The sequence below is a fragment of the Maridesulfovibrio bastinii DSM 16055 genome (assembly GCF_000429985.1).
In the GTDB taxonomy this organism is placed as follows: Bacteria; Desulfobacterota; Desulfovibrionia; order Desulfovibrionales; family Desulfovibrionaceae; genus Maridesulfovibrio; species Maridesulfovibrio bastinii.
In genome coordinates, this window is the sequence record NZ_AUCX01000015.1 from 79,347 (window position 1) to 98,000 (window position 18,654).

The 18,654-nt window shown below is 42.2% G+C and carries 17 protein-coding genes; 8 read left to right on the forward strand and 9 right to left on the reverse strand.

Going from position 1 to position 18,654, the window contains the following annotated elements; genetic code table 11:
* The first annotated feature begins 6 nt into the window (after positions 1-6).
* Complete coding sequence (locus G496_RS0108480; protein ID WP_027178906.1) at positions 7-588, forward strand: pentapeptide repeat-containing protein; 582 nt, start codon at positions 7-9, stop codon at positions 586-588.
* An 89-nt stretch (positions 589-677) separates the two neighbouring features.
* Here the strand turns inward: G496_RS0108480 and G496_RS0108485 are convergent, their stop codons facing one another.
* The 7 genes from G496_RS0108485 to G496_RS0108515 all read right to left on the reverse strand — a co-directional run bounded on the left by G496_RS0108485 (position 678) and on the right by G496_RS0108515 (position 7,179).
* On the reverse strand, positions 678-1,052 hold the full coding sequence (locus tag G496_RS0108485; RefSeq protein ID WP_027178907.1) for a 4Fe-4S dicluster domain-containing protein: 375 nt from the start codon (positions 1,050-1,052) through the stop codon (positions 678-680).
* Between the two features lie 11 nt (positions 1,053-1,063).
* Positions 1,064-2,140, reverse strand: a complete 1,077-nt coding sequence (locus G496_RS0108490; RefSeq protein ID WP_027178908.1) for a hydrogenase large subunit — start codon at positions 2,138-2,140, stop codon at positions 1,064-1,066.
* 48 nt (positions 2,141-2,188) lie between these two features.
* The gene (locus tag G496_RS0108495) at positions 2,189-2,560 is read right to left on the reverse strand and encodes an NADH-quinone oxidoreductase subunit C (RefSeq protein ID WP_027178909.1); all 372 of its coding nucleotides are present in this window, start codon (positions 2,558-2,560) and stop codon (positions 2,189-2,191) included.
* 26 nt (positions 2,561-2,586) lie between these two features.
* Positions 2,587-3,021, reverse strand: a complete 435-nt coding sequence (locus G496_RS0108500) for an NADH-quinone oxidoreductase subunit B family protein (RefSeq protein ID WP_027178910.1) — start codon at positions 3,019-3,021, stop codon at positions 2,587-2,589.
* A 3-nt stretch (positions 3,022-3,024) separates the two neighbouring features.
* Positions 3,025-3,873 carry a respiratory chain complex I subunit 1 family protein gene (locus G496_RS0108505; protein ID WP_027178911.1) on the reverse strand — a complete coding sequence of 283 codons (849 nt, stop codon included), beginning with the start codon at positions 3,871-3,873 and terminating at the stop codon, positions 3,025-3,027.
* Positions 3,873-5,777 (reverse strand): NADH-quinone oxidoreductase subunit 5 family protein, encoded by a 1,905-nt coding sequence (locus tag G496_RS0108510; RefSeq protein WP_027178912.1) that lies wholly within the window; start codon positions 5,775-5,777, stop codon positions 3,873-3,875. The genes G496_RS0108505 and G496_RS0108510 overlap by 1 nt, the downstream gene beginning before the upstream one ends.
* Positions 5,778-6,672: 895 nt before the next feature.
* Entirely contained in the window at positions 6,673-7,179 is a 507-nt protein-coding gene (locus G496_RS0108515) for a hypothetical protein (protein ID WP_027178913.1), read from the reverse strand.
* A 561-nt stretch (positions 7,180-7,740) separates the two neighbouring features.
* On the opposite strand from G496_RS0108515, the gene G496_RS0108525 reads away from it, so the two are divergent.
* The 6 genes from G496_RS0108525 (at position 7,741) to G496_RS0108550 (ending at position 14,263) form a co-directional block, all read left to right on the forward strand.
* Positions 7,741-8,043: an FmdB family zinc ribbon protein gene (locus G496_RS0108525; RefSeq protein ID WP_027178914.1), complete on the forward strand. Its 303-nt coding sequence runs from the start codon at positions 7,741-7,743 to the stop codon at positions 8,041-8,043.
* 90 nt (positions 8,044-8,133) lie between these two features.
* The gene (gene purB / locus G496_RS0108530) at positions 8,134-9,429 is read left to right on the forward strand and encodes an adenylosuccinate lyase (RefSeq protein WP_027178915.1); all 1,296 of its coding nucleotides are present in this window, start codon (positions 8,134-8,136) and stop codon (positions 9,427-9,429) included.
* Positions 9,430-9,725: 296 nt separating this feature from the next.
* Positions 9,726-10,997, forward strand: coding sequence for a L,D-transpeptidase family protein (locus G496_RS0108535; protein WP_034632839.1), 1,272 nt, complete (start codon positions 9,726-9,728; stop codon positions 10,995-10,997).
* Entirely contained in the window at positions 10,994-11,698 is a 705-nt protein-coding gene (locus G496_RS0108540) for a hypothetical protein (protein ID WP_027178917.1), read from the forward strand. Before G496_RS0108535 ends, G496_RS0108540 begins: the two co-directional genes overlap by 4 nt.
* Positions 11,664-13,436, forward strand: a complete 1,773-nt coding sequence (locus tag G496_RS0108545) for a M99 family carboxypeptidase catalytic domain-containing protein (RefSeq protein WP_027178918.1) — start codon at positions 11,664-11,666, stop codon at positions 13,434-13,436. The genes G496_RS0108540 and G496_RS0108545 overlap by 35 nt, the downstream gene beginning before the upstream one ends.
* 23 nt (positions 13,437-13,459) lie before the next feature.
* Positions 13,460-14,263 carry a sugar phosphate isomerase/epimerase family protein gene (locus tag G496_RS0108550; protein ID WP_027178919.1) on the forward strand — a complete coding sequence of 268 codons (804 nt, stop codon included), beginning with the start codon at positions 13,460-13,462 and terminating at the stop codon, positions 14,261-14,263.
* Positions 14,264-14,492: 229 nt separating this feature from the next.
* Here G496_RS0108550 and G496_RS0108560 read toward each other — a convergent pair whose 3' ends face one another.
* Entirely contained in the window at positions 14,493-16,538 is a 2,046-nt protein-coding gene (locus G496_RS0108560; RefSeq protein WP_027178920.1) for a cache domain-containing protein, read from the reverse strand.
* Positions 16,539-17,213: 675 nt separating this feature from the next.
* Here G496_RS0108560 and G496_RS0108565 point away from each other — a divergent pair.
* On the forward strand, positions 17,214-17,990 hold the full coding sequence (locus G496_RS0108565; RefSeq protein ID WP_027178921.1) for a dimethylarginine dimethylaminohydrolase family protein: 777 nt from the start codon (positions 17,214-17,216) through the stop codon (positions 17,988-17,990).
* Positions 17,991-18,077: 87 nt separating this feature from the next.
* Here the strand turns inward: G496_RS0108565 and G496_RS0108570 are convergent, their stop codons facing one another.
* Positions 18,078-18,602, reverse strand: a complete 525-nt coding sequence (locus tag G496_RS0108570) for a shikimate kinase (RefSeq protein ID WP_034632842.1) — start codon at positions 18,600-18,602, stop codon at positions 18,078-18,080.
* Between the last annotated feature and the right edge of the window lie 52 nt (positions 18,603-18,654).

The window sequence follows — 18,654 nt, forward strand, 5'->3', positions numbered from 1 at the left end:
TATGAAATGACATCACCGGAGTCAGGATCTCAAAATAAAAATATTTCTTATGCGAAGCTGGATTTTGACGGTGAAGTCTTAGAAGATTGTGTGTTTTATGATTGCAGCTTTTCAAGATGTAATTTTCAGTTTGCTGAAATAAGAAATTGTGATTTCAAAAAATGTAAATTTATAAATTGCAATTTAAGTCTGGCTAAATTTGATAACACTAAAATTATCAATGTAGATTTTATTGAATCAAAATTATTGGGAATTAACTGGAATACAGCCGGGGTTGTCATAATAGCTGTCTTTAAAGGCTGTATACTTGAGAGTAATTCTTTCAGTGATATGAATCTGACAAAGGTTAAATTTGAAAAATGTTCTCTGAAAGAATCTGTTTTCAGCAATTCAAAATTGCAAAAAGTTAAATTTTCTGAATGTGATTTGGGTCAGTGTCAGTTTCATCAATCTGATTTAAGTTATGCTGATTTCAGTACCTCCAGAAACTATTTTATGAGTGCTGATTCAAATAAACTTCATCAGGCCGTCTTTTCTCTTCCGGAGGCGGTTTCTCTGCTTGCCAATCTGGATATTAAATTGAAATGACTTTGTTTTAATTTTTAGGATCGTGAATTAAAAAAAATCCCGTCAACAAATGTTGACGGGATTTTCAGTCTTATGGGGGAAATGGAAGCCTATTTCTCGGGATTTTTTTTCTTAACTTTAATTTTAGCTTCCATTTCGATCATCTGCCTTTCCGTTGCCGGTGCACGATGTTTGGGTTTCATATAAAGGCTGTTGGTGGGGCATGCGTCGACGCAGATTCCGCAATATACGCAGGCAAAAGGATCGCAGATCCACTTGCCGACTCCTGCCTCTTTGTCTTTGGTTACGGTTATGCACTGGGAGGGGCATTTCATCTGGCATTTTTTGCAGAAAATGCAGCTGTCTATGTCGTTGAAAAGCTCACCACGGTATTTCTCGAAAGGTTCACGCACTTCCACGGGGTACATGCGTGTCGAGCTTTTTGAGATGAGGTTCTTTAATACTGTTGGTGTCAGGTTCAGCATGTCACGTCCTCCTAGCGTTCAGTGCAGCTGATGCACGGGTCGATTGACAGTACTATGACCGGAACATCAGCCAGTTCGCAGTTAGGCAGCATTGTCAGCAGAGTAGGAATATTTGCGAATGTTGGTGTCCTGATGCGTACCCTCTCAAGGAACTTCTTGCCGTTACCTTTAAGGTAATAGAGGCATTCACCGCGGGGCTGTTCCACGCGGGTAACCAGTTCGCCTTCAGGATTTCCCTTAACCGGGACAGAAATGTCACCTTTGGGAAGTCCTGCTATTGCCTGACGCACCAGATCTACTGACTGGAGAGTCTCACGGAAGCGGACTGTTGATCTTGCCCAGCAGTCTCCGGAAGTTTCAACTATTGGTTCAAAATCAATTTTATCGAAAGCGGCATATTTCAGCAGACGCATATCCGAAGCAACTCCGCTGCCGCGAAGAGTCGGACCAGCAGCTCCAAGGTCATAAGCCTGTTCTTTAGTCATTACTCCCACACCCTTGGTGCGTTTGCAGACTGTGTAATCTTCGAGCAGGGTTGATTTGATCTGCAGAATGTCTTTTTCCGCTTCTTTTACTTCAGAAAGTATCCATGCAATCTGTTCGTTGGTAAGGTCCTGACGGACACCGCCAACAACATTAACGGATACGATAACGCGGCTTCCTGTGGTTGCCTCGTTGATATCAAGAATACGTTCACGAATGCGCCAGAGCTGCATGAAAAGGGCTTCAAAGCCGAATGCATCGGCAAAGAGTCCGAGCCACAACAGATGGCTGTGCATACGATGAAGTTCAGACCATATCGTGCGCAGATATTTAGCTCTTTCCGGAACTTCAATACCCATCATTTCTTCAATTCCCTGACAATAACACAGAGAATGAATCATTGAGCAGATTCCACAGACCCTTTCAACGATCTGAATCATCTGATTGTAGTCACGAATTTCAGCAAGCTTTTCAAGTCCTCTATGGACATATCCAAGCGCAGGAATGGCTTCCTTCACTATCTCGTCTTCCACGACGAGCTTCAAGTGCAGCGGCTCCGGTAGAACCGGATGCTGCGGACCGAAAGGTATGATGGTGCGTGCCATAGTTTACCCTATTATTGTTGTCGTCTAGCTTCCATCCGGGAAGACGAATTATTTTTTAACTGTCATCGCCTTGGTGTTGTTACACAAGGGGATGGTCGTGATCTCCGCATCAAGGTAAAGGGTGCGTCCGAAATCAATTGCAAGACCTTCAAACTTCATTGCGAACTGGTCTTGAATTTCGTTTTCCACCAGCAGGGCAGATAAAAATACTCCGCTTATGGAAGGTACCGGAACATCCTTTTGGGCTTTGAGCCTGAAGTTGGTAATTACTTCATCTTTATCAAAGTGATAAAGTATATCCACATATTCTGCATCCAGTTCGGTGCAGGTCATGGTTACGAATCGCTGTCCGTCGGTTTTCATTTTGCTAGCTTCACCGACTACAGTGTCCAGAGTTATTTCTTTTAGATTTTCAAGCACGTCGTAATCCTCGCAATTTTATGGCTTTAGCCTTTAAGACCTTCGAATTTTCCGAGGGCTGCGACAACGCCGTCGATGATGGCTTCGGGCTTGGCCGGGCATCCCGGAACGTAGACGTCAACGGGTATTACTTTGTCCACTCCGCCTAGAACGTTGTAGCATTCACGGAATATTCCGCCTGAAAGACCGCATGCACCGATGGCAATAACACCTTTAGGATCGGGCATTTGATCATAGATATTGCGCAGCACCTTGGCATTGCGGTGGTTTATAGTCCCGGTAACAAGCAGGACATCAGCGTGCTTCGGGTTACCCACGTTAACTATGCCGAAGCGTTCAACGTCATAGAGCGGGGTAAGACATGCCAGAACTTCGATATCGCAACCGTTGCAGCTCCCGCCGTCAAAATGCATGATCCAGGGAGATTTGGCGCGTGATTTGCTGATGAATTTCTTAAACATAGTTTAACCTGCGTACAGCCAGATGAGGTTGACGAAAGACATGGCCAGACCAATGCTCCAGACGTATCCGAGCATCCAGCGCCAGGTCATGCGCGCCATAGTATTATCAATGAGTATTTCAGCAAGGTAAGTTGTTACCAGCAGAATTACCATTCCGATAAAACTGGTGTGCCAGAACAGAGCGCAGATTCCGAGAATCAGAATGGTTTCATACCAGTGGGCAATTTCAATAAGTCCGAGGTATGGTCCAGAGAACTCGGTGAGAACACCTTTGACCAGTTCCTGATGCGCATGATGCGAAGTGGAAAAGTCAAAAGGAGATTTTCTGAGCTTGATGGTAAGAGCGTAGCCGAGCACAATGAACATAAGCGGCAGTTTGTGCATAAGCGGCTGGCTGTACTGTAATATTTCATCAATCCTGAAGCTTCCGGTAACCAGATATATGGATACGAAAACAAGGATGATTAATGGTTCGTAGGTCAGGATCTGAATCAGTTCACGCTGTGCTCCCACCTGACTGTATGGTGAGGGAGTGGAAAGCGCACCCATGACCAGAAAGACTGCTCCGATAGCCTGAACAAAGAAGATCAGCAGCAGGTCGGACTGGGCAAAAAACAAACCTACTGACAGGGCTGCGGCGATTACATAAATCCAGGCACAGAAAACCTGCCAGAAGTTGTTGACTACTTTTACCTTGCCGAACAGTTTTGCCACATCAAAGAAGGGCTGTACGATCGGAGGGCCGAAACGGGACTGAAACCTTGCGGTTATTTTGCGGTCCAGACCGGCGATCAGGCCGCCGAGAAACGGAGCAACAACAATTCCGAGTATGATCAGTATCAGTGTTTTCATTAGAGAGCTCCTCCCAGCATAAGGACGATGAGGAACATCGCTATGAAATTGACGGCAACAGTGAGTTTGTCTTCACCGAAGACTTTCTCAAGGTAATAGTTGCTGGCACTTATTTCCACAGGCTGGTTCATAGGGCCGATAAAGGCCTGAGAGTCCTTGTCCAGAACGTTGGCACCGCACATGTAGGTGGCGGAGTTCTGCTCTGTTGAAGACTTTTTGGTTTCCATCCATGCATAGATGAAAGCAGCGGCAAGAACTATGAAGATAGGATAGACGGCAAAGACACCGGCGGGAGTCGAGAATATTCCCATGCTTATGTCGAAACCTTTTCCTATCATCGGTTTGATCAGACTTGAATAAATGACAGGTGAAAGCAGTGAAAGAATCACTGATCCTGCGGCAAGTCCGGTGAGAGGTATTCTGGTCAGTATTGACTGCTTTTCAGCCGGAACACCCTTGCGGATGGGAGCTGTAAGCAGAATTCCGGCCCAGCGTACCCAGAAGATCACCGAAAGGGCACTTCCCATAGCGAGCATTGTTACAACAAACATATCCCCGGTAGCGGATTCAATAGCCATCCACTTGCCGAGCAGAACTCCGAAAGGAGGGAGTACCATTGTCATTATGCCGATAATGGTGATTATCGCGGTGCGGGGCATCTTGAGATAGAGACCATGCATGTCTTCAATGTTTCGGCTGCCGATACCATGCTCAATTGTTCCAACGCAGAGGAAGAGCAGAGCCTTCGAAACAGCGTGGAATATGATCAGGATAATTGCCGCGGTGATAGACCAGGGAGAATTTATCCCTGCGCAGCAAATAATAAGACCAAGGTTTGAGATGGTAGAGTAGGCAAGAACTTTCTTACCGTTACTCTGACTGATTGCAATGGCAGCGCATGCAATAAAGGTGAATGCTCCGCAGAGTGCTATACCTTCACTAAGGAAAGTGCCCGCATATGCCGGGGCCAGGCGCAGTACTATGTAGACTCCGGCCTTTACCATTGTGCTTGAGTGAAGCAGGGCTGAGACCGGTGTCGGTGCAACCATGGCTCCGAGCAGCCAGCTCTGGAAGGGAATCTGCGCCGCTTTGGTGAAGCCTGCGAGGCAGAGAAGTCCCAGAGGAACCAGCATAGCTCCAGCCATAGGGCCGGCGGCAATGATTTCCTGTAGACTGAGTGTCCCGGAAACAGTGTAGGCGTAGATCATACCGAAAACGAATGACACACCGCCCAAAGAGTTTAGCCACAAAGCGCGGGTAGCGTTTTTAACAGCGATTTCTGTCTGGTCATGTCCGATGAGCATGAAAGAACAGAAAGTTGTGACTTCAAAAAAGAAGTAAAGCCACAGGATGTTGTTTGCCAGTACGAGTCCGTTCATTGCGCCGATAAAAAGAACAAGATAGAAGAAAAATTGCGGCTGTCTGGATTTTTCCAGATGCAGGTGTTCTTCATGCTCTTTCATATACGGAATAGCGAAGAAGCAGATCAGAGAACCGACGATTGAGATTATGGCGACCATTATCAGCGAAAGATTATCGGCAAAGAAAGCCGGGACCTCTTTAGCGTGGTCAACCATAAAGAATTCGAAGAAAGCCAGCGGGACAATCTGCAGAACTGCAAAAATCTTGATGAGCTGGTTCTTCAGCCTGAACGCGTAATATAGAATTACGAACAGCAGTACGAAATCCGCCAGGGTGACAATAGAATCCCAACCGATTCCAAATGCTGTGCCGGGCGAATAAGTAAACGATCCCTGACCGAATAGAGCCAGGGATGCTATAGCAACACAGACTCCGGTTACGAGCACAATCAGCGAACGGATAGCACTCACGCGGAGAAAGTAACATGCTACAGCTGCCACCAGGGGTAACAAGATGGCAATAGCGATTATCATGGGCAACATGCGGACCTCACTTGATAAAGCAATGTTGTACCAGATTTAGGAAAACGTGCCTCTACCGTGTTAACAATTAGGAATACGTGCAACGCATTAGAATGGTTCACAATAATTTCCCTGAGAACCATTTTTTCTTCAAATCTGAGCCAAAAGTCAATAGTTAAAACTTATTATTTTGTTGATCGTATCTATAGATGAAATCTATTTTTGTGTTATTTTTTTCTCAAGCGTGTTCTCAAAATAGGGGTAACTAAGGTTTGATCTATTGTATAACTAAAAATCTAGAGATAATATTAAAGGTGATAAAAAGCATGCTATCAAATTCATATCCGTATTGTTGATTTTTTGGGCTTTTTCAATGCCAGTTGTACGGTCTGGATGTGCCTTTAATGAAGCTTATATACTATTGAAAATAAAGGATATTAATCTAAATTAGAGATATGTTTACACTAAAAGAATTGCAATAGTCAAAACAGCTTGGTCACAGCTCTAAAAAGGGTATAAATGGGGAGGAAAGTCCCCTTGAGCCTGCTTGGATTATTCAGAGTATAGTTGGCGTGTTTATAAGAGTAGAAGAGTAATTTCTATTAGAATAATATCATCAAAAATCGGAATAGAGGAAAGATTGGAATCTGATATTCTCAAACCGGAAATTTGTTTCTTTAATGCTGGTTTTGAGCAAAGAGTTTGCATCAGGAGATATCTTCAGGGAAAAACAGATTTTTTATGTATAGCCCGAAGAACTGCAAAATGGTGAGGGAAGAGTCTGTTGATTTCAGTTCCTTAAGAGATCGCTTTCTTTGTGATAGAAGTATTATTCAGTCTATTTCAAATATAGAAAAGGCCGGATTGCGTGAGCTGCAACCCGGCCTATATATTAATGTATAATGGCGATTTACTATTATTGAATGGTCTGTGTTCCGGGAACGGTGAGCATTTCAATCTCTTTTGAATCTTGAAGCTTGGCAATATAATCCTGAACTTCTTTCTGGCTGATCCAGCCTTCATAGAGTTCTTTCCACTCTTCGAAACTCATAATCTCTGATTCGAGATAGGATTCATGTCCTTTAATCCAGAGATTGAAAAGATACATATTGATCTTGAACTGCTTGGAGTCGAAAACACGGGGAACGATTTTGGAACTGAATTTGGTTCCGTCAAATCTTGCTCCAACATAGGAACAGACAGAATTTGTTGATTTCTGCTGATCTATCTCATCATTGTTCAGCATTTCAACAAGACCTGTCATTGCAGGATTTTTTTCATCAATTTCCTGCAATACTTTGTCAGGAACTCTCAGGTATAATTTATTATTTTCTTCAAAGATGTAATAGAATCTCATCCAGAAATCGAACCTGAAAACTTCAGTTATGTCTTCAATCGCTTTAATAAAAGCACTGTTCTTCATTTTATCTCCTCAGCATGGCAATTCTTTGTTTTGAAAGGTGACCTCTTATATGGTCATCATAATGGGTGTCGTCAAGAGTGGATTTCTGGCGTTTTGAAGGTAAGTAAACTTTTTATGCCCTTGCCATGTCAGTTTCATGTATTATCATCATAAGGATATCGCACTGTTTTCTCTGGTAGGTATATTAAAAACGTACCTCTGATTTGTGATTACCGGTCTTTACAAGTCGGTTCATTTTGGGGTAGTAACACCTTCTTTGTTGCATTTAACGTGTAATTCAGAGCGAAATTAATATAAGGAGGAATGCCGTATGAGCAGGCACAAGAAAGTTGAGCGTACTAAAGAGATTGATCGCAGACGTAAACGTCGTGAAAAAAGACTGAAAGCCCGTATCAAAGAAGCAAAAGCTGCTGCAGCTAAATAATTAAGATTTTATTATTGGGATAGGAACATAGAAGCTGGACGCATATCACTGCAATAAAGCGCCCCTCGTGTTTTCTTTTCCGGTTTCATTCATAGTTTAAGCTTATGAATGAAAGCGTTTTTTATTCGGAGGGAACTATGCCTATATATGAATATCAATGTCATGAATGTCAGCAGATATTCGAAGAATGGCAAACTGATTTTGAAGACAAGGAACTTGAATGTCCTGTCTGTGGCGGAAAAGCCACTAAAGTAATATCCAACTCCACCTTCGTTTTGAAGGGTGGAGGCTGGTATGCAAGTGGTTATTGCAAGACAGACCAGGCTGCCGGTAAGAGTTCTTCTACCGGATGTTCCGGGGCAGCTGATTCAACAGCTAGCAAGCCCCCAGTTAAAGAGTCCGCCAGTTCAACTAAAGAATCCGGCGGTGCTACCACCTGATCGGTATGGTCAACGGCCCGGTTTTTTTCCGGGCCGTTTGCTTTTTGGGCAAAGCTAAAATTAATAACCTTATGAGACGGATTTTATAAAATGATTGAAAGATACACCCGCCCCGCGATGGGAAACATCTGGACACTTGAAAACAGGTTCAGAGTATGGCTTGAAGTCGAAGTTGCCGTATGCGAGGCCTGGCACAAGCTTGGCAGAATTCCCGCTGAAGATATGAAGAATATCCGCGAGAAGGCTGACTTCGAGCTTGATCGCATTCTTAAGATCGAAGAAAAAACAAAACATGATGTAATCGCTTTTCTTACCGCTGTTGAAGAAAAAGTCGGACCTTCATCTCGTTTTATTCATCTTGGCTGTACTTCCTCAGATATTGTGGACACAGCAAACGGCGTTCTTCTCCATCGTGCAGGCCGGATGATTCTGGATGTGTTTGACACTTTTCTTGATGTGCTCAAAGAAATGGCACACAATAATAAAGGTCGCATGTGTATGGGCAGAACCCATGGCATACATGCCGAACCTACCAGTTTCGGCCTGAAAATGGCTGGATTTTATGCTGAATTTTCACGTCATCGTGAACGTTTTGAAGCTGCCGTAAAAGGTGTTGCAGTTGGTAAAATTTCAGGAGCAGTGGGAACATACGCAATGCTTGATCCTGAAGTTGAGCGTATTACATGCGAACTGCTTGATCTTCAGGTTGATCCCATCTCAACACAGATTGTTCAGCGTGACCGCCATGCGGCATTCTTTACCGCTCTGGCCCTGATTGCAGGTGGTATTGAACGTCTTGGCGTGGAACTGCGCCATCTCCAGAGAACTGAAGTATTGGAAGTTGAAGAAGGATTCAGCAAAGGGCAGAAAGGCTCTTCGGCAATGCCTCATAAAAAGAATCCTATTTCCGCTGAAAACCTGTGCGGCCTTTCCCGTCTCGTCCGCACCAATGCTGTTGCTTCCATGGAAAACATGCCTCTGTGGCATGAGCGCGACATCAGCCACTCCTCTGTTGAACGTGTGATCATGCCCGATTCCACTATACTTATGGATTACATCCTTGCCCGTATGACCGGCGTTCTGAAACGTCTTAAGATTAACGGTGACAATATGGACCGTAATCTGATGGCTTCATACGGACTGTTCTATTCTCAGCGGGTACTCATCGGTCTGGTGAACAAGGGACTGGAACGTCAGCGCGCATACGAAATGGTCCAGAAGGTTGCAATGCACTGCTGGGAAAACAAAGTTTCCTTCCCTGACAGTATCAGAGCCGATGCCGCTATCGGAGAGTATCTGAATACAACTGAGCTGGATGAAGTTTTCGACCTCGGATACTATACCAGATACGAAGATATGATCTTTAAACGTGTTTTTGGAAAATAATTTAACATAAATGTTTCTTATATTTCACCCGTCTGACACTTTTGGCAGGCGGGTGAACTTTTTTTGCAGATATTTAATAATCATGATAAATACTTCGTAGTATGGTTCTTTGTGCGCATAGTAATCATTGTATTTGCTAGTTCTACAAAATATATCACTATGAAATTTGAGCAGAGTTCGTTTCAGAGTGTAAAACAGCACTTATATTATTTAAGAGGAGGGGACCTGTTTTGCCATGACTGCATGTAACTATTTTAAAGTGCATCTGGTAAAGCTTATGGTTAGGTAAGTATTATATGAAGCTGAATTTTAAAGTATATTTTTTTACAGCCGTTATTTTACTCGGTTCTTTGAGCCCGGTGGCGGCAGCAGGATGGAAAGCTCACATAGAGGGAAGTGAGTTTACCCCTGAATCAGTTATTGCAGTAAACAAGGACGAACAGAAGATGTTTCTTCTGATCCATAAAAGTCCGATCAGACCTGTCAAAACCTTCTCATGCTCCACTGGTAAAATTAAAGGCGACAAGCTCGTTGAAGGTGATAAGAAAACTCCTGAAGGAGTGTACTTCACCAGCGGCAGAAGGACAGGGCTGAAAAATTATGAGCTGTATGGTGATATGGCTTTCCCGCTTGATTTCCCTAATCCTGTAGACAGGATAAAAGGTAAAACAGGTTATGGCATCTGGATTCACGGGAGAGGTAAGAAACTTGTCTCAAGGGATACTCAGGGGTGCGTGGCTATTGCCAATAAAAACATAAGCAGCCTTGATAAGGATATATCCGCAGGTTTTCCGGTTGTCATAGGTAATACTGTTGACTGGTCTGAATCCGGCGGCGGAAATGCTGCGGAGGCTTTACGGTTTGAAAAGATAGTTAAGAGCTGGGCGGATAGCTGGAAAAACGAACAGTCTGCCTTTTTTGATTACTATGATGCCGGACTTTTTGAAATTTCCGAAAATACCTCGTTTAAGGCTTTTAGAAAGCACAAAGAGAGAATTTTCAAGAGCACTCCATGGATTGATATTGAGCTTTTCAACATTAAAGCTCTTCAGGGTCCTGATTACTGGGTTACATGGTTTGACCAGTTCTATCGCTCCAGAAATTATGTTTCTTCCACCAATAAAAGGCTTTACTGGCAGAAAATTGGAGACAAGTGGAAGATTGTCGGAGTTGAATTCGGGCCGAGACCTTCGGATTTACACCGTAAATATCTGGATCGCAAAACTCCTGCTATAGAAAAATTTGTTGAAGACTGGCGGGAGAGCTGGCTTTCTGCTGATTTGGAAAAATATCTGACTTTTTATGACGAATCTGTGTTACAGGGAAATAGAAAAGGTCTCGCAGATATCCGGGAGCAGAAGAAAGAGTTGTGGACTGAGAGGAAGCCGTCTGCAATCAAATTTAAGACCCTTAATATAAAAGAATGCCCGGAAGGCTTTAAAGTAAGTTTTCGGCAGAATTATAAGGATTCTTCCGGATATGAAGACACCGGAAGAAAAGTTGTCGTGCTGAGGCCCGCAGGAGAAAGTTGGCGCATAATCGAAGAACAATGGAGCAGGCTCAGATGAGCAAAACTAAATACAATGTTCTCTTCATGCGAGATGATGACACCGTAAAACGGTATCGTTTAAGCCCGGTGTTGCTTAAATTCTTTTTATGGTTTCTCATCGTTATGATCGCATGCGCAGGCGGTGGAGCCTGGGCAGGGTATACCTTCTGGAAGAGTAATAAAGAACTTAAAAAAGATAAGATTACACTTCGTCAGGAGCTTAATAAGTCAGCTGTCCAGCTTGAGCGGTTGCAGAACGTCAACAAAATTCTTGATTCTTACGATCCTAATGAACTTCAAAGTCTTCTTACAGCTGTTCCTTTGGAAGAGAAAAAAGTTGAGCCTAAAAGCAGACTTAATCTCAGCAAACTGCTTAATTATAAAAATCTTATGCGGGCCGGAGTTGAGAATATCAAGCTGCGCAAGTCCGGTAACGGTCTGGCTTTAAGCCTTGATCTCAACAATCTTCAAACTTCTTCATCACTCAACGGACTTATCGGTCTTGAACTGGTCTTGAATGATGGTGAGGTTGCAAAAGTAAAATCAAACCATGACGATCTGTCTTTTCAGATTCAGCGTTTCAAAGTTGTCAGAACCAGATTTCCTTTTCCCGGGGATGTCGATCTGAAAGATATTTACGGCTTGCGTCTTAAAATTAACACTTCAGACCACGAGTTGATTTTCAGTGAAGTTTATCCGATTTCAGGCATATATAACTAGTCTGCTGCTTTGCCTGCTCTTTTGCGGAACAGCTGCGGCACAGAAGGTTAATGAGTACACTTTTTTTAAAGGAACTCAGTATCCATTGCGTGTTACATGGATAAAGGGTGATCTTCCCGGGCCTACTATTATGGTTCAGGGAGGAATTCAGGGAGATGAAGTCTCTGGATTTTTTACGGCTCAGCTTTTGACAAAAGCACGGCTTAAGAAGGGGAACCTTATCATTGTTCCCAGAGCCAATGAACCGTCTATTCTTAAGCGCAGAAGACAGATAAATGTCGATCTAAACCGCCGTTTTGATAGGGACTACAACCATTTTTATGAAGACAGGCTTGCCCGGGCTATTCGTTTTTTAGTGGGGCATGCTGACGGATTTATTCATCTTCATGAGGGTAGCGGTTTCTATTGTCCGACATATAAAGGCGTACTTAGAAATCCTGACAGGTATGGCCAGTCATTTATTATTGATACTGAAATCTACAAGGGGAAAATCCATCTTGCAGATATGTGTACCAAGGCCATAAAAAAATTAAACAGCCAGATTCGAAATTCCGCATATCATTTTACCCTTTTCAATACCGATACCTTTGCCAAGGCCACCCATTATCCTGAGATGCGCAAGTCTTTGACTTTTTATACTCTTGTGGAGAGAGGCATCCCGGCAATGGCTGTGGAAGTCAGTAAAGATATAATGAATGTGAACTGGAAAGTTCACCAGCAGTTGAAGGCCACTGTTTTTCTATTAAAAGAATTCGGACTGCAACTTGAAGTCCCTGACTTTTCACTTCCCCGAGGCAAAAACAGTGAAAAGATCAGTATCTCTATCAATGGAAGGCCCCTTGCCGGAAGTTCACTTAACCTTGCCAGAGGGTCAGTTGTAGAAACTTCAGAAAGAGAGCTTAAAGATAACGGGCTTGATCCGGCTATTGCCGTATATGCTTCTGACAGACCGGGGCTTAATCTTTTAAATGCTCCGCGCATGGCGCTTTCTCCTTTTCCATCGATTGAAGTAAATATGGATGGAGACAGGCTTTCAACTTCAAAAGTAAATTGGAAAGGATTTCAGCGTGTTGAGGCAAGCCAGCAGGACCCGGTTTTTGTGTGCTGGTTGAACGGCAAGGCTGAGTTTATTCCTGCTTCCGGTGTTTTGAAGGCTGTTGAAGGCGACCAGATTATACTCGAAGGTGTATTGGGGAGTCATAAGGAAGAAATACTTAACCTGAAAGGTTTTGTGGCTTCATTAAGCTCCAACAATGGTCAGGATGTCGGATATGAAATTATCGCTGATCCCGGTAATTTTATGCAGAAGTATGAGCTTGACAGTTCTGGTAATGAAACTTCAGTTTTTCGTGTAGTGCGGGAAACTCCGGGTGTTAAAAGGACTCACTTTGATATTTCCATAAGCCCGAGAAAAATTGAGGCATTGAAGCTTAAAGATGCTAATGGCGGCATTTTTCTTATGGGCTGGCAGAAAGGTTCAGGCAGGGTTCTGCCTGCTGGAAGTTATACTCTTGAAGATGTGTGGAGTAACGGTAATACTGCTAAAATTCAGCCTTTTATAGGTGGTGAACCTGTCGCGTGGGGGCAGAGCTTCAACATCAGTAACGGCCAGAGTATGAATCTTACCCTAAGACAGGGAACAACTTTTTCCTTGTTGGGAAGTATGGAGTTACGCGGAAGCGGCTATATACAGAGTGCTTCGAAGTCTGTATCTTTCGGGAAAGAAAAAATTAATTAAGCAGAAGTTCCCGGTGAGAAAATATGACAGCTGTTCCAGAGTTTTTTGTAAACCTTCCTTTGCGATATATACACAGTAATCCTGAATACCTCGACATCTTTATAAGTAGAAGAATCAATCCGGAGCTGGGCCTTGACTGTCTTGATGGTGAATGTCTTAACAGGAACTGGCTGGAAACAATTAAAAAACGGATTTCAGATGCTGGGCTTTCCTGCACGGTCCATCTACCTTTTCTGGATTTAAAACCGGGCAGTCTCAACAGGGCAATACGTCTGGCCACTATTGAAATAATGAAATCCGCAATGGATGTGGCTGCCATGTATTCACCATTGCGCATGGTTATGCATCCTTCATTAACAAGCTGGCTTGAGCCTGACCTTTTTCAGAGAACCGCTGATTACTGCTGCGAAACTATCTCAAGTATAAGTGATTACTGGCCCGGTCATCCTGATTTGTGTCTGGAAAATACTCACGAAATTTCGCCTGAAATTATTACGGGCATGGTTAAAGATATTAATCGCAGTAATGTTGGAATCTGCTTTGATATTGGGCATTGGCATTCTTTTTCAAAAGGATACAAGAATAACGATTTCGATTTCTGGTTTGATACATTTCTGCCATATCTTCGCCATCTCCATCTGCACGATAATAATGGAAATGCTGACTCTCACTTTGCCATCGGGGAAGGCTCAATAGACTGGGATCATGTTGTTCAAAGGCTCAAACAGATTACCACTGCCCCGACATATACTCTTGAGCCCCACAGTCAGGTTGATTTTGAAGAGAGCATTAAATATTTCAAGAGTAGGATTCTGCCGAATATCTAAGAAGAAACTCCTAACTACCTGCCGGCAGTATTTGTTTAACAGCAGAGCTAAAATAAAGATCAACGACTCTATGGCCTGATTTATAAAGGTTTATCAGGCAGGGCGATAGCAATTCTGCTCGGGATAATTTCTTTTGCATAGGGTAAGGGACGACTTGTTCCTCTAACGCCATAAGCATGTGCGAGTACCACAAACTTAGCAGCCTGTGCTCCTGAGATATTTCAGAATCTTAAATCTGGACTTTTATGATGCTCAGGACATCATTTTCATAGGTCCCATTGTTTTTGTATTCCCTGTATCCTGATGAATGGGCGCAGCCTACAGCGTATAAAGCTTCTTCGGTTTCCTGAAGCCTTACACATGATTCCCCGCAATCCAGAGAGAAAAATTCTCTGTCAATTTTGATTATATCACCGGGTTTGTAGTTCGAACTTGTTGATGAAATTACTGTTCCGTTGGCTTCAACAAATATTCCCTCGGAATTTACAATATTTCCTTCAGAATCGCGTGGAAGAACATCCTCTATCATAGCTTTAAACTGAGGTTCGGAGTCAAAAACAATTCCTATTCCACCAAGTGTTAAGGACTCATCTTCAATATCTGTAATCGCGGCATTGTAAATATAGGTATATCGCTGCGAACCTTCCGCTGAATATAGTTCCGTACTGAAAAAGTCCGAAACATGGTAGAGTTCAGGATCAGTTGTTCTCAAGGTTCCTGTGATAAAAGGATGATCCAGAACAATGCCTTCTTTGTCATATTCATCCGGATTCGAGCAGGCGATGATCATACCTTTACGGTTGTATATAAAAAGGTTTGTATAAACTGTATACAAGTCATTGATATTCTTAAGTATAGAACGCATGTGGTTACGGTTTTCATCACTTATTTCTTCATAACCGAGTATTTTTTTAAAATCGGAATTAAGTGCCCACCAGCGGCAGTCGTTAGCTCTTTCATATAAGTTCCTGTCCATTATATCTATGGCGAGTCTGGCCAGAAACTGGGTTTCATGCATTCTTGAGGATGCTACAAGCTCCAGAAGCTTGTCAGTTGAATTCTGAAAAACGTTCTGAACGTTGTCACCGATTTTTTTAATTTCTTTTAGGATATGGGGTAAGGCCCGGCCTTCCATCTGCTCAACCTTATTGGGCGAGATGCTCTTTTTGGCTGCCATTATTTCGCCATTTTGAACAACCAGCTCCAGATCTGAAAGTACGTTTTCGGAAGAATCTTCAACGTAAGTCAGCTGTCCTGAGAAAAAAGCTTTTTCACGGATGGATGCTGCGTCTATGGAAAGGTTTTCATTTTTTTTGAAAGCGGTATTTATCTTTTTTAAAACACATCCATACCATGTAAGGCCGATAAAGCCCTGATAACCTTTGGTCTTAACGGTTTTAACCAGATATTCGACGTTATTTATAGTTTGGATGGTGAAGCTTTCTGTTAAAGAAAATTCAGCCCGTTTAGAGATTGGAAAACTATTGTGGTCGCTTGAAGCAATTGCTCTACCGTGATCATCAAGTACAAGAAGGATAGTATCATTGGAGAATTCAGCAAGGTTATGGAATATGCCCTTCATTTCGTTTGAAAAATCGAAAATAAGGCAAAGGACTCCCAATGGTCTTCCTGTCTCCGGTAATTTAATTGCCTGAGAATAAATCAGTACATTGTCATGGTCGGGATTAAGATCACTATGGCGGTATGTTTCAACATACTCTTCAGCTTCAAGGGTTTCAGCAAGCAGTGGATCTGATGAATGGGTTATGTTGTTAGTGCTGTCGAGATGGGCACAGACGTTGCCATCAAGGTCCAGCACAACAATTTCTCTATAGACTGTATATTTTATCCGGTACTCTTTTAATCTTTCTTCAATGATAGCGATGTCATCTTCCGTCCGGTCACTTTTTTCAAGAAATCTTACCAGATCATCATCCATTGCCAGAAAACCAACATCAGCGGTTCTTTCAAAGAGATTTCTTTTAAGAATATCAATAATAACCTGTGCTACCGCAGATATTTCAAGAATGACCTTCTGAGTGTTTTCCCTGATCAGAACCTCAATCAGATTCTGTTTCAAGCCGGAAAAGTTGTCCTGAGTTTTTATAATGAAATCAATCAGGTTTTGGGCAATTCTACTGCAATTAATTTTGCCGGTGAGTATTGCCATTGTCCATAGCCTGTCCAGCCGTGTTAACACACTAAGACAATTCGCAACTTCAGGCATGAACTGTAAAAAGTGAGTTGAATGTTTTTCTTTCTGATTAGATTTCATCATGACCCCTTGGGAAGTACAGCAGTGTTTTTCTAATTTTAGAATAATAGTGAATGCTGTATATATAATTTATAATGCAAGTTTTAAATGTTGCAACATTGTTAAATTTTATTCTTTTTACAATAGTAAAATGCTATATGAATATATAAAAAAAGTAAATTCAATTGATTTTTAAAATAACTCTACTTTTGTTCGTTAATAAAACTGATAATACAACCATATTATTAGTGTAAAATTGTCCTGCTAGCGCTTTTTATTTGATGTTTAAAATATATTAAAGTCATGAGTGTTCACTACAAAGCTATACTTGAGCTGTATGCAATTAGTACAACAATTACTTAAAAAATATTTCAGGTTAATTTAAAACAAAACAATATTAGTTTTAAAATATGTTTAAATTTTTAGTTTTAATTGATTTATAAGTTATATTATTGTGCATATCGCAATGATGTGAGCTTTATATGTGCTTATTCATTATTGCTTGTTTACGATTTTTATTTTCAGGTAAGACTGAATAGCGGATGGCTTTAGCTCTGGACAATCCCTGAAATTATTAATAATTCGCTCTTGTACCTCTGAAGGTTCTTAATATTGTTGTGCTCTGTTTTATGCTTAAAAAAATCAAATGTTATAAAACTTTATATGTTGAAATATGCTTAAAGGAGACTCTTTGTAATGATAACAAAAGCGATAGTCAGAACTCCTGCCGCTGATATGGCAAGCGGCATCACCGGGGCAGACCTTGGAAAACCGGATATGAAACTCACATTTGCCCAGCATGAAGGTTATGTGGAAGCTTTAAGAAAAGCCGGAGTTGAAGTGACCGTTCTGGAAGCTCAGGAAGATTACCCGGATTCAGTTTTTGTGGAAGACGTAGCCGTAATGATTCCTACAGCTTCAGGAGTGGCTGCAATCATAGCACGTCCGGGAGCCGGACCAAGACGCGGCGAAGTTGAAAATATGAAATCTTATCTCAAAACATTCGTCTCTGAACTGTTCGAAATAACAGATCCCGGTTTTATGGAAGGCGGAGATGTAATGCTTGTGAAGGATACTTTTTATGTCGGTGTGGACAAGCGCACCAATCAGTCCGGCTGTGATCAGTTTGCGGCTGTTGTTGAAAAATTAGGTTATAAATGTATCTGTGTTCCTTTTGAAAACGGCATTCCCCACCTTAAAACAGAGATGTCTCAGGTAGCTGAAAATACACTTCTTATTGCCGAAAGATTTGCTGATAGACCTGAATTTAAGGATTTTAAAAAAATTATTGCCCCGAAAGGCGAAAGTTACGCAGCGAACTGTCTGTTTCTTGGTGAGACTCTTTTAATGCCTGCCGGTTTTCCTAAAACCAGAGCGGCACTGGTTGAAGAAGGATTGAATCCAGTTGAAGTTGAAATGACTGAGTTTAGAAAAATGGATGGGGGACTTACCTGCCTGTCTTTAAGATTTTAATCTTAGTTCTTATTTTTATAAACTAAGAGGGTTGCCGACAACTGACGGCAACCCTCTTAATATTTATGCTAAAAATATAATTTAAAATCAGATTGCTATCTTTTCAAGTGCATCCTGAATCATTTCTTCAAGGCTCTGATCACCCCTGATAATATGGTGGGCCGTATTCATAAAATTAGGCTCAAAACGGTTAATGAGAATTGTAATCTCGCTGCGAGCCTCTTCACTGCCGTCAGTTGCTTTCAAAAGTGATGCGAAATCACACATTATAAATAGAACTTTCCCGTTATTTTTCAAAATTTCGCGATTTTTGGAAGCAAGGGCTGCTCCACGGGGAAGGCTTACAATCTGGTTGTCTTTTTCAGCTGTTGCAATAATTGCAGGAGTTCCGTCTTTTCTGCTTATTTTTACAAAAGTTTTATCAAGCTTTTGGGAAAGAGCTTCGGCAATTTCATCGCGCAGGTCATCGTTAAGGCAAAGTATGAATACGTTACCTGAATCCCTGCCGCCTATGATCTGGTCTTTGGCTGCTCCGGGTCCAAAAACTTTCTTTTTGCCGCTGTCTTCGACCCCGATCTGATCCATTATGAATTCGTCTGTATTATTTTTCATCACTGCGCTCCGTTTTTGGAAAAAACATGTTGGGGGTACTGTTAAATCCGGC

Bases quoted from the DNA above. Each gene is read 5' to 3' on its own strand.
- G496_RS0108480 (WP_027178906.1), top strand. From the start codon at position 7: ATGACATCACCGGAGTCAGGATCTCAAAATAAAAATATTTCTTATGCG.
- G496_RS0108485 (WP_027178907.1), bottom strand. From the start codon at position 1,052: ATGCTGAACCTGACACCAACAGTATTAAAGAACCTCATCTCAAAAAGC.
- G496_RS0108490 (WP_027178908.1), bottom strand. From the start codon at position 2,140: ATGGCACGCACCATCATACCTTTCGGTCCGCAGCATCCGGTTCTACCG.
- G496_RS0108500 (WP_027178910.1), bottom strand. From the start codon at position 3,021: ATGTTTAAGAAATTCATCAGCAAATCACGCGCCAAATCTCCCTGGATC.
- G496_RS0108505 (WP_027178911.1), bottom strand. From the start codon at position 3,873: ATGAAAACACTGATACTGATCATACTCGGAATTGTTGTTGCTCCGTTT.
- G496_RS0108510 (WP_027178912.1), bottom strand. From the start codon at position 5,777: ATGTTGCCCATGATAATCGCTATTGCCATCTTGTTACCCCTGGTGGCA.
- G496_RS0108515 (WP_027178913.1), bottom strand. From the start codon at position 7,179: ATGAAGAACAGTGCTTTTATTAAAGCGATTGAAGACATAACTGAAGTT.
- G496_RS0108525 (WP_027178914.1), top strand. From the start codon at position 7,741: ATGCCTATATATGAATATCAATGTCATGAATGTCAGCAGATATTCGAA.
- purB (WP_027178915.1), top strand. From the start codon at position 8,134: ATGATTGAAAGATACACCCGCCCCGCGATGGGAAACATCTGGACACTT.
- G496_RS0108535 (WP_034632839.1), top strand. From the start codon at position 9,726: ATGAAGCTGAATTTTAAAGTATATTTTTTTACAGCCGTTATTTTACTC.
- G496_RS0108540 (WP_027178917.1), top strand. From the start codon at position 10,994: ATGAGCAAAACTAAATACAATGTTCTCTTCATGCGAGATGATGACACC.
- G496_RS0108550 (WP_027178919.1), top strand. From the start codon at position 13,460: ATGACAGCTGTTCCAGAGTTTTTTGTAAACCTTCCTTTGCGATATATA.
- G496_RS0108560 (WP_027178920.1), bottom strand. From the start codon at position 16,538: ATGAAATCTAATCAGAAAGAAAAACATTCAACTCACTTTTTACAGTTC.
- G496_RS0108565 (WP_027178921.1), top strand. From the start codon at position 17,214: ATGATAACAAAAGCGATAGTCAGAACTCCTGCCGCTGATATGGCAAGC.
- G496_RS0108570 (WP_034632842.1), bottom strand. From the start codon at position 18,602: ATGAAAAATAATACAGACGAATTCATAATGGATCAGATCGGGGTCGAA.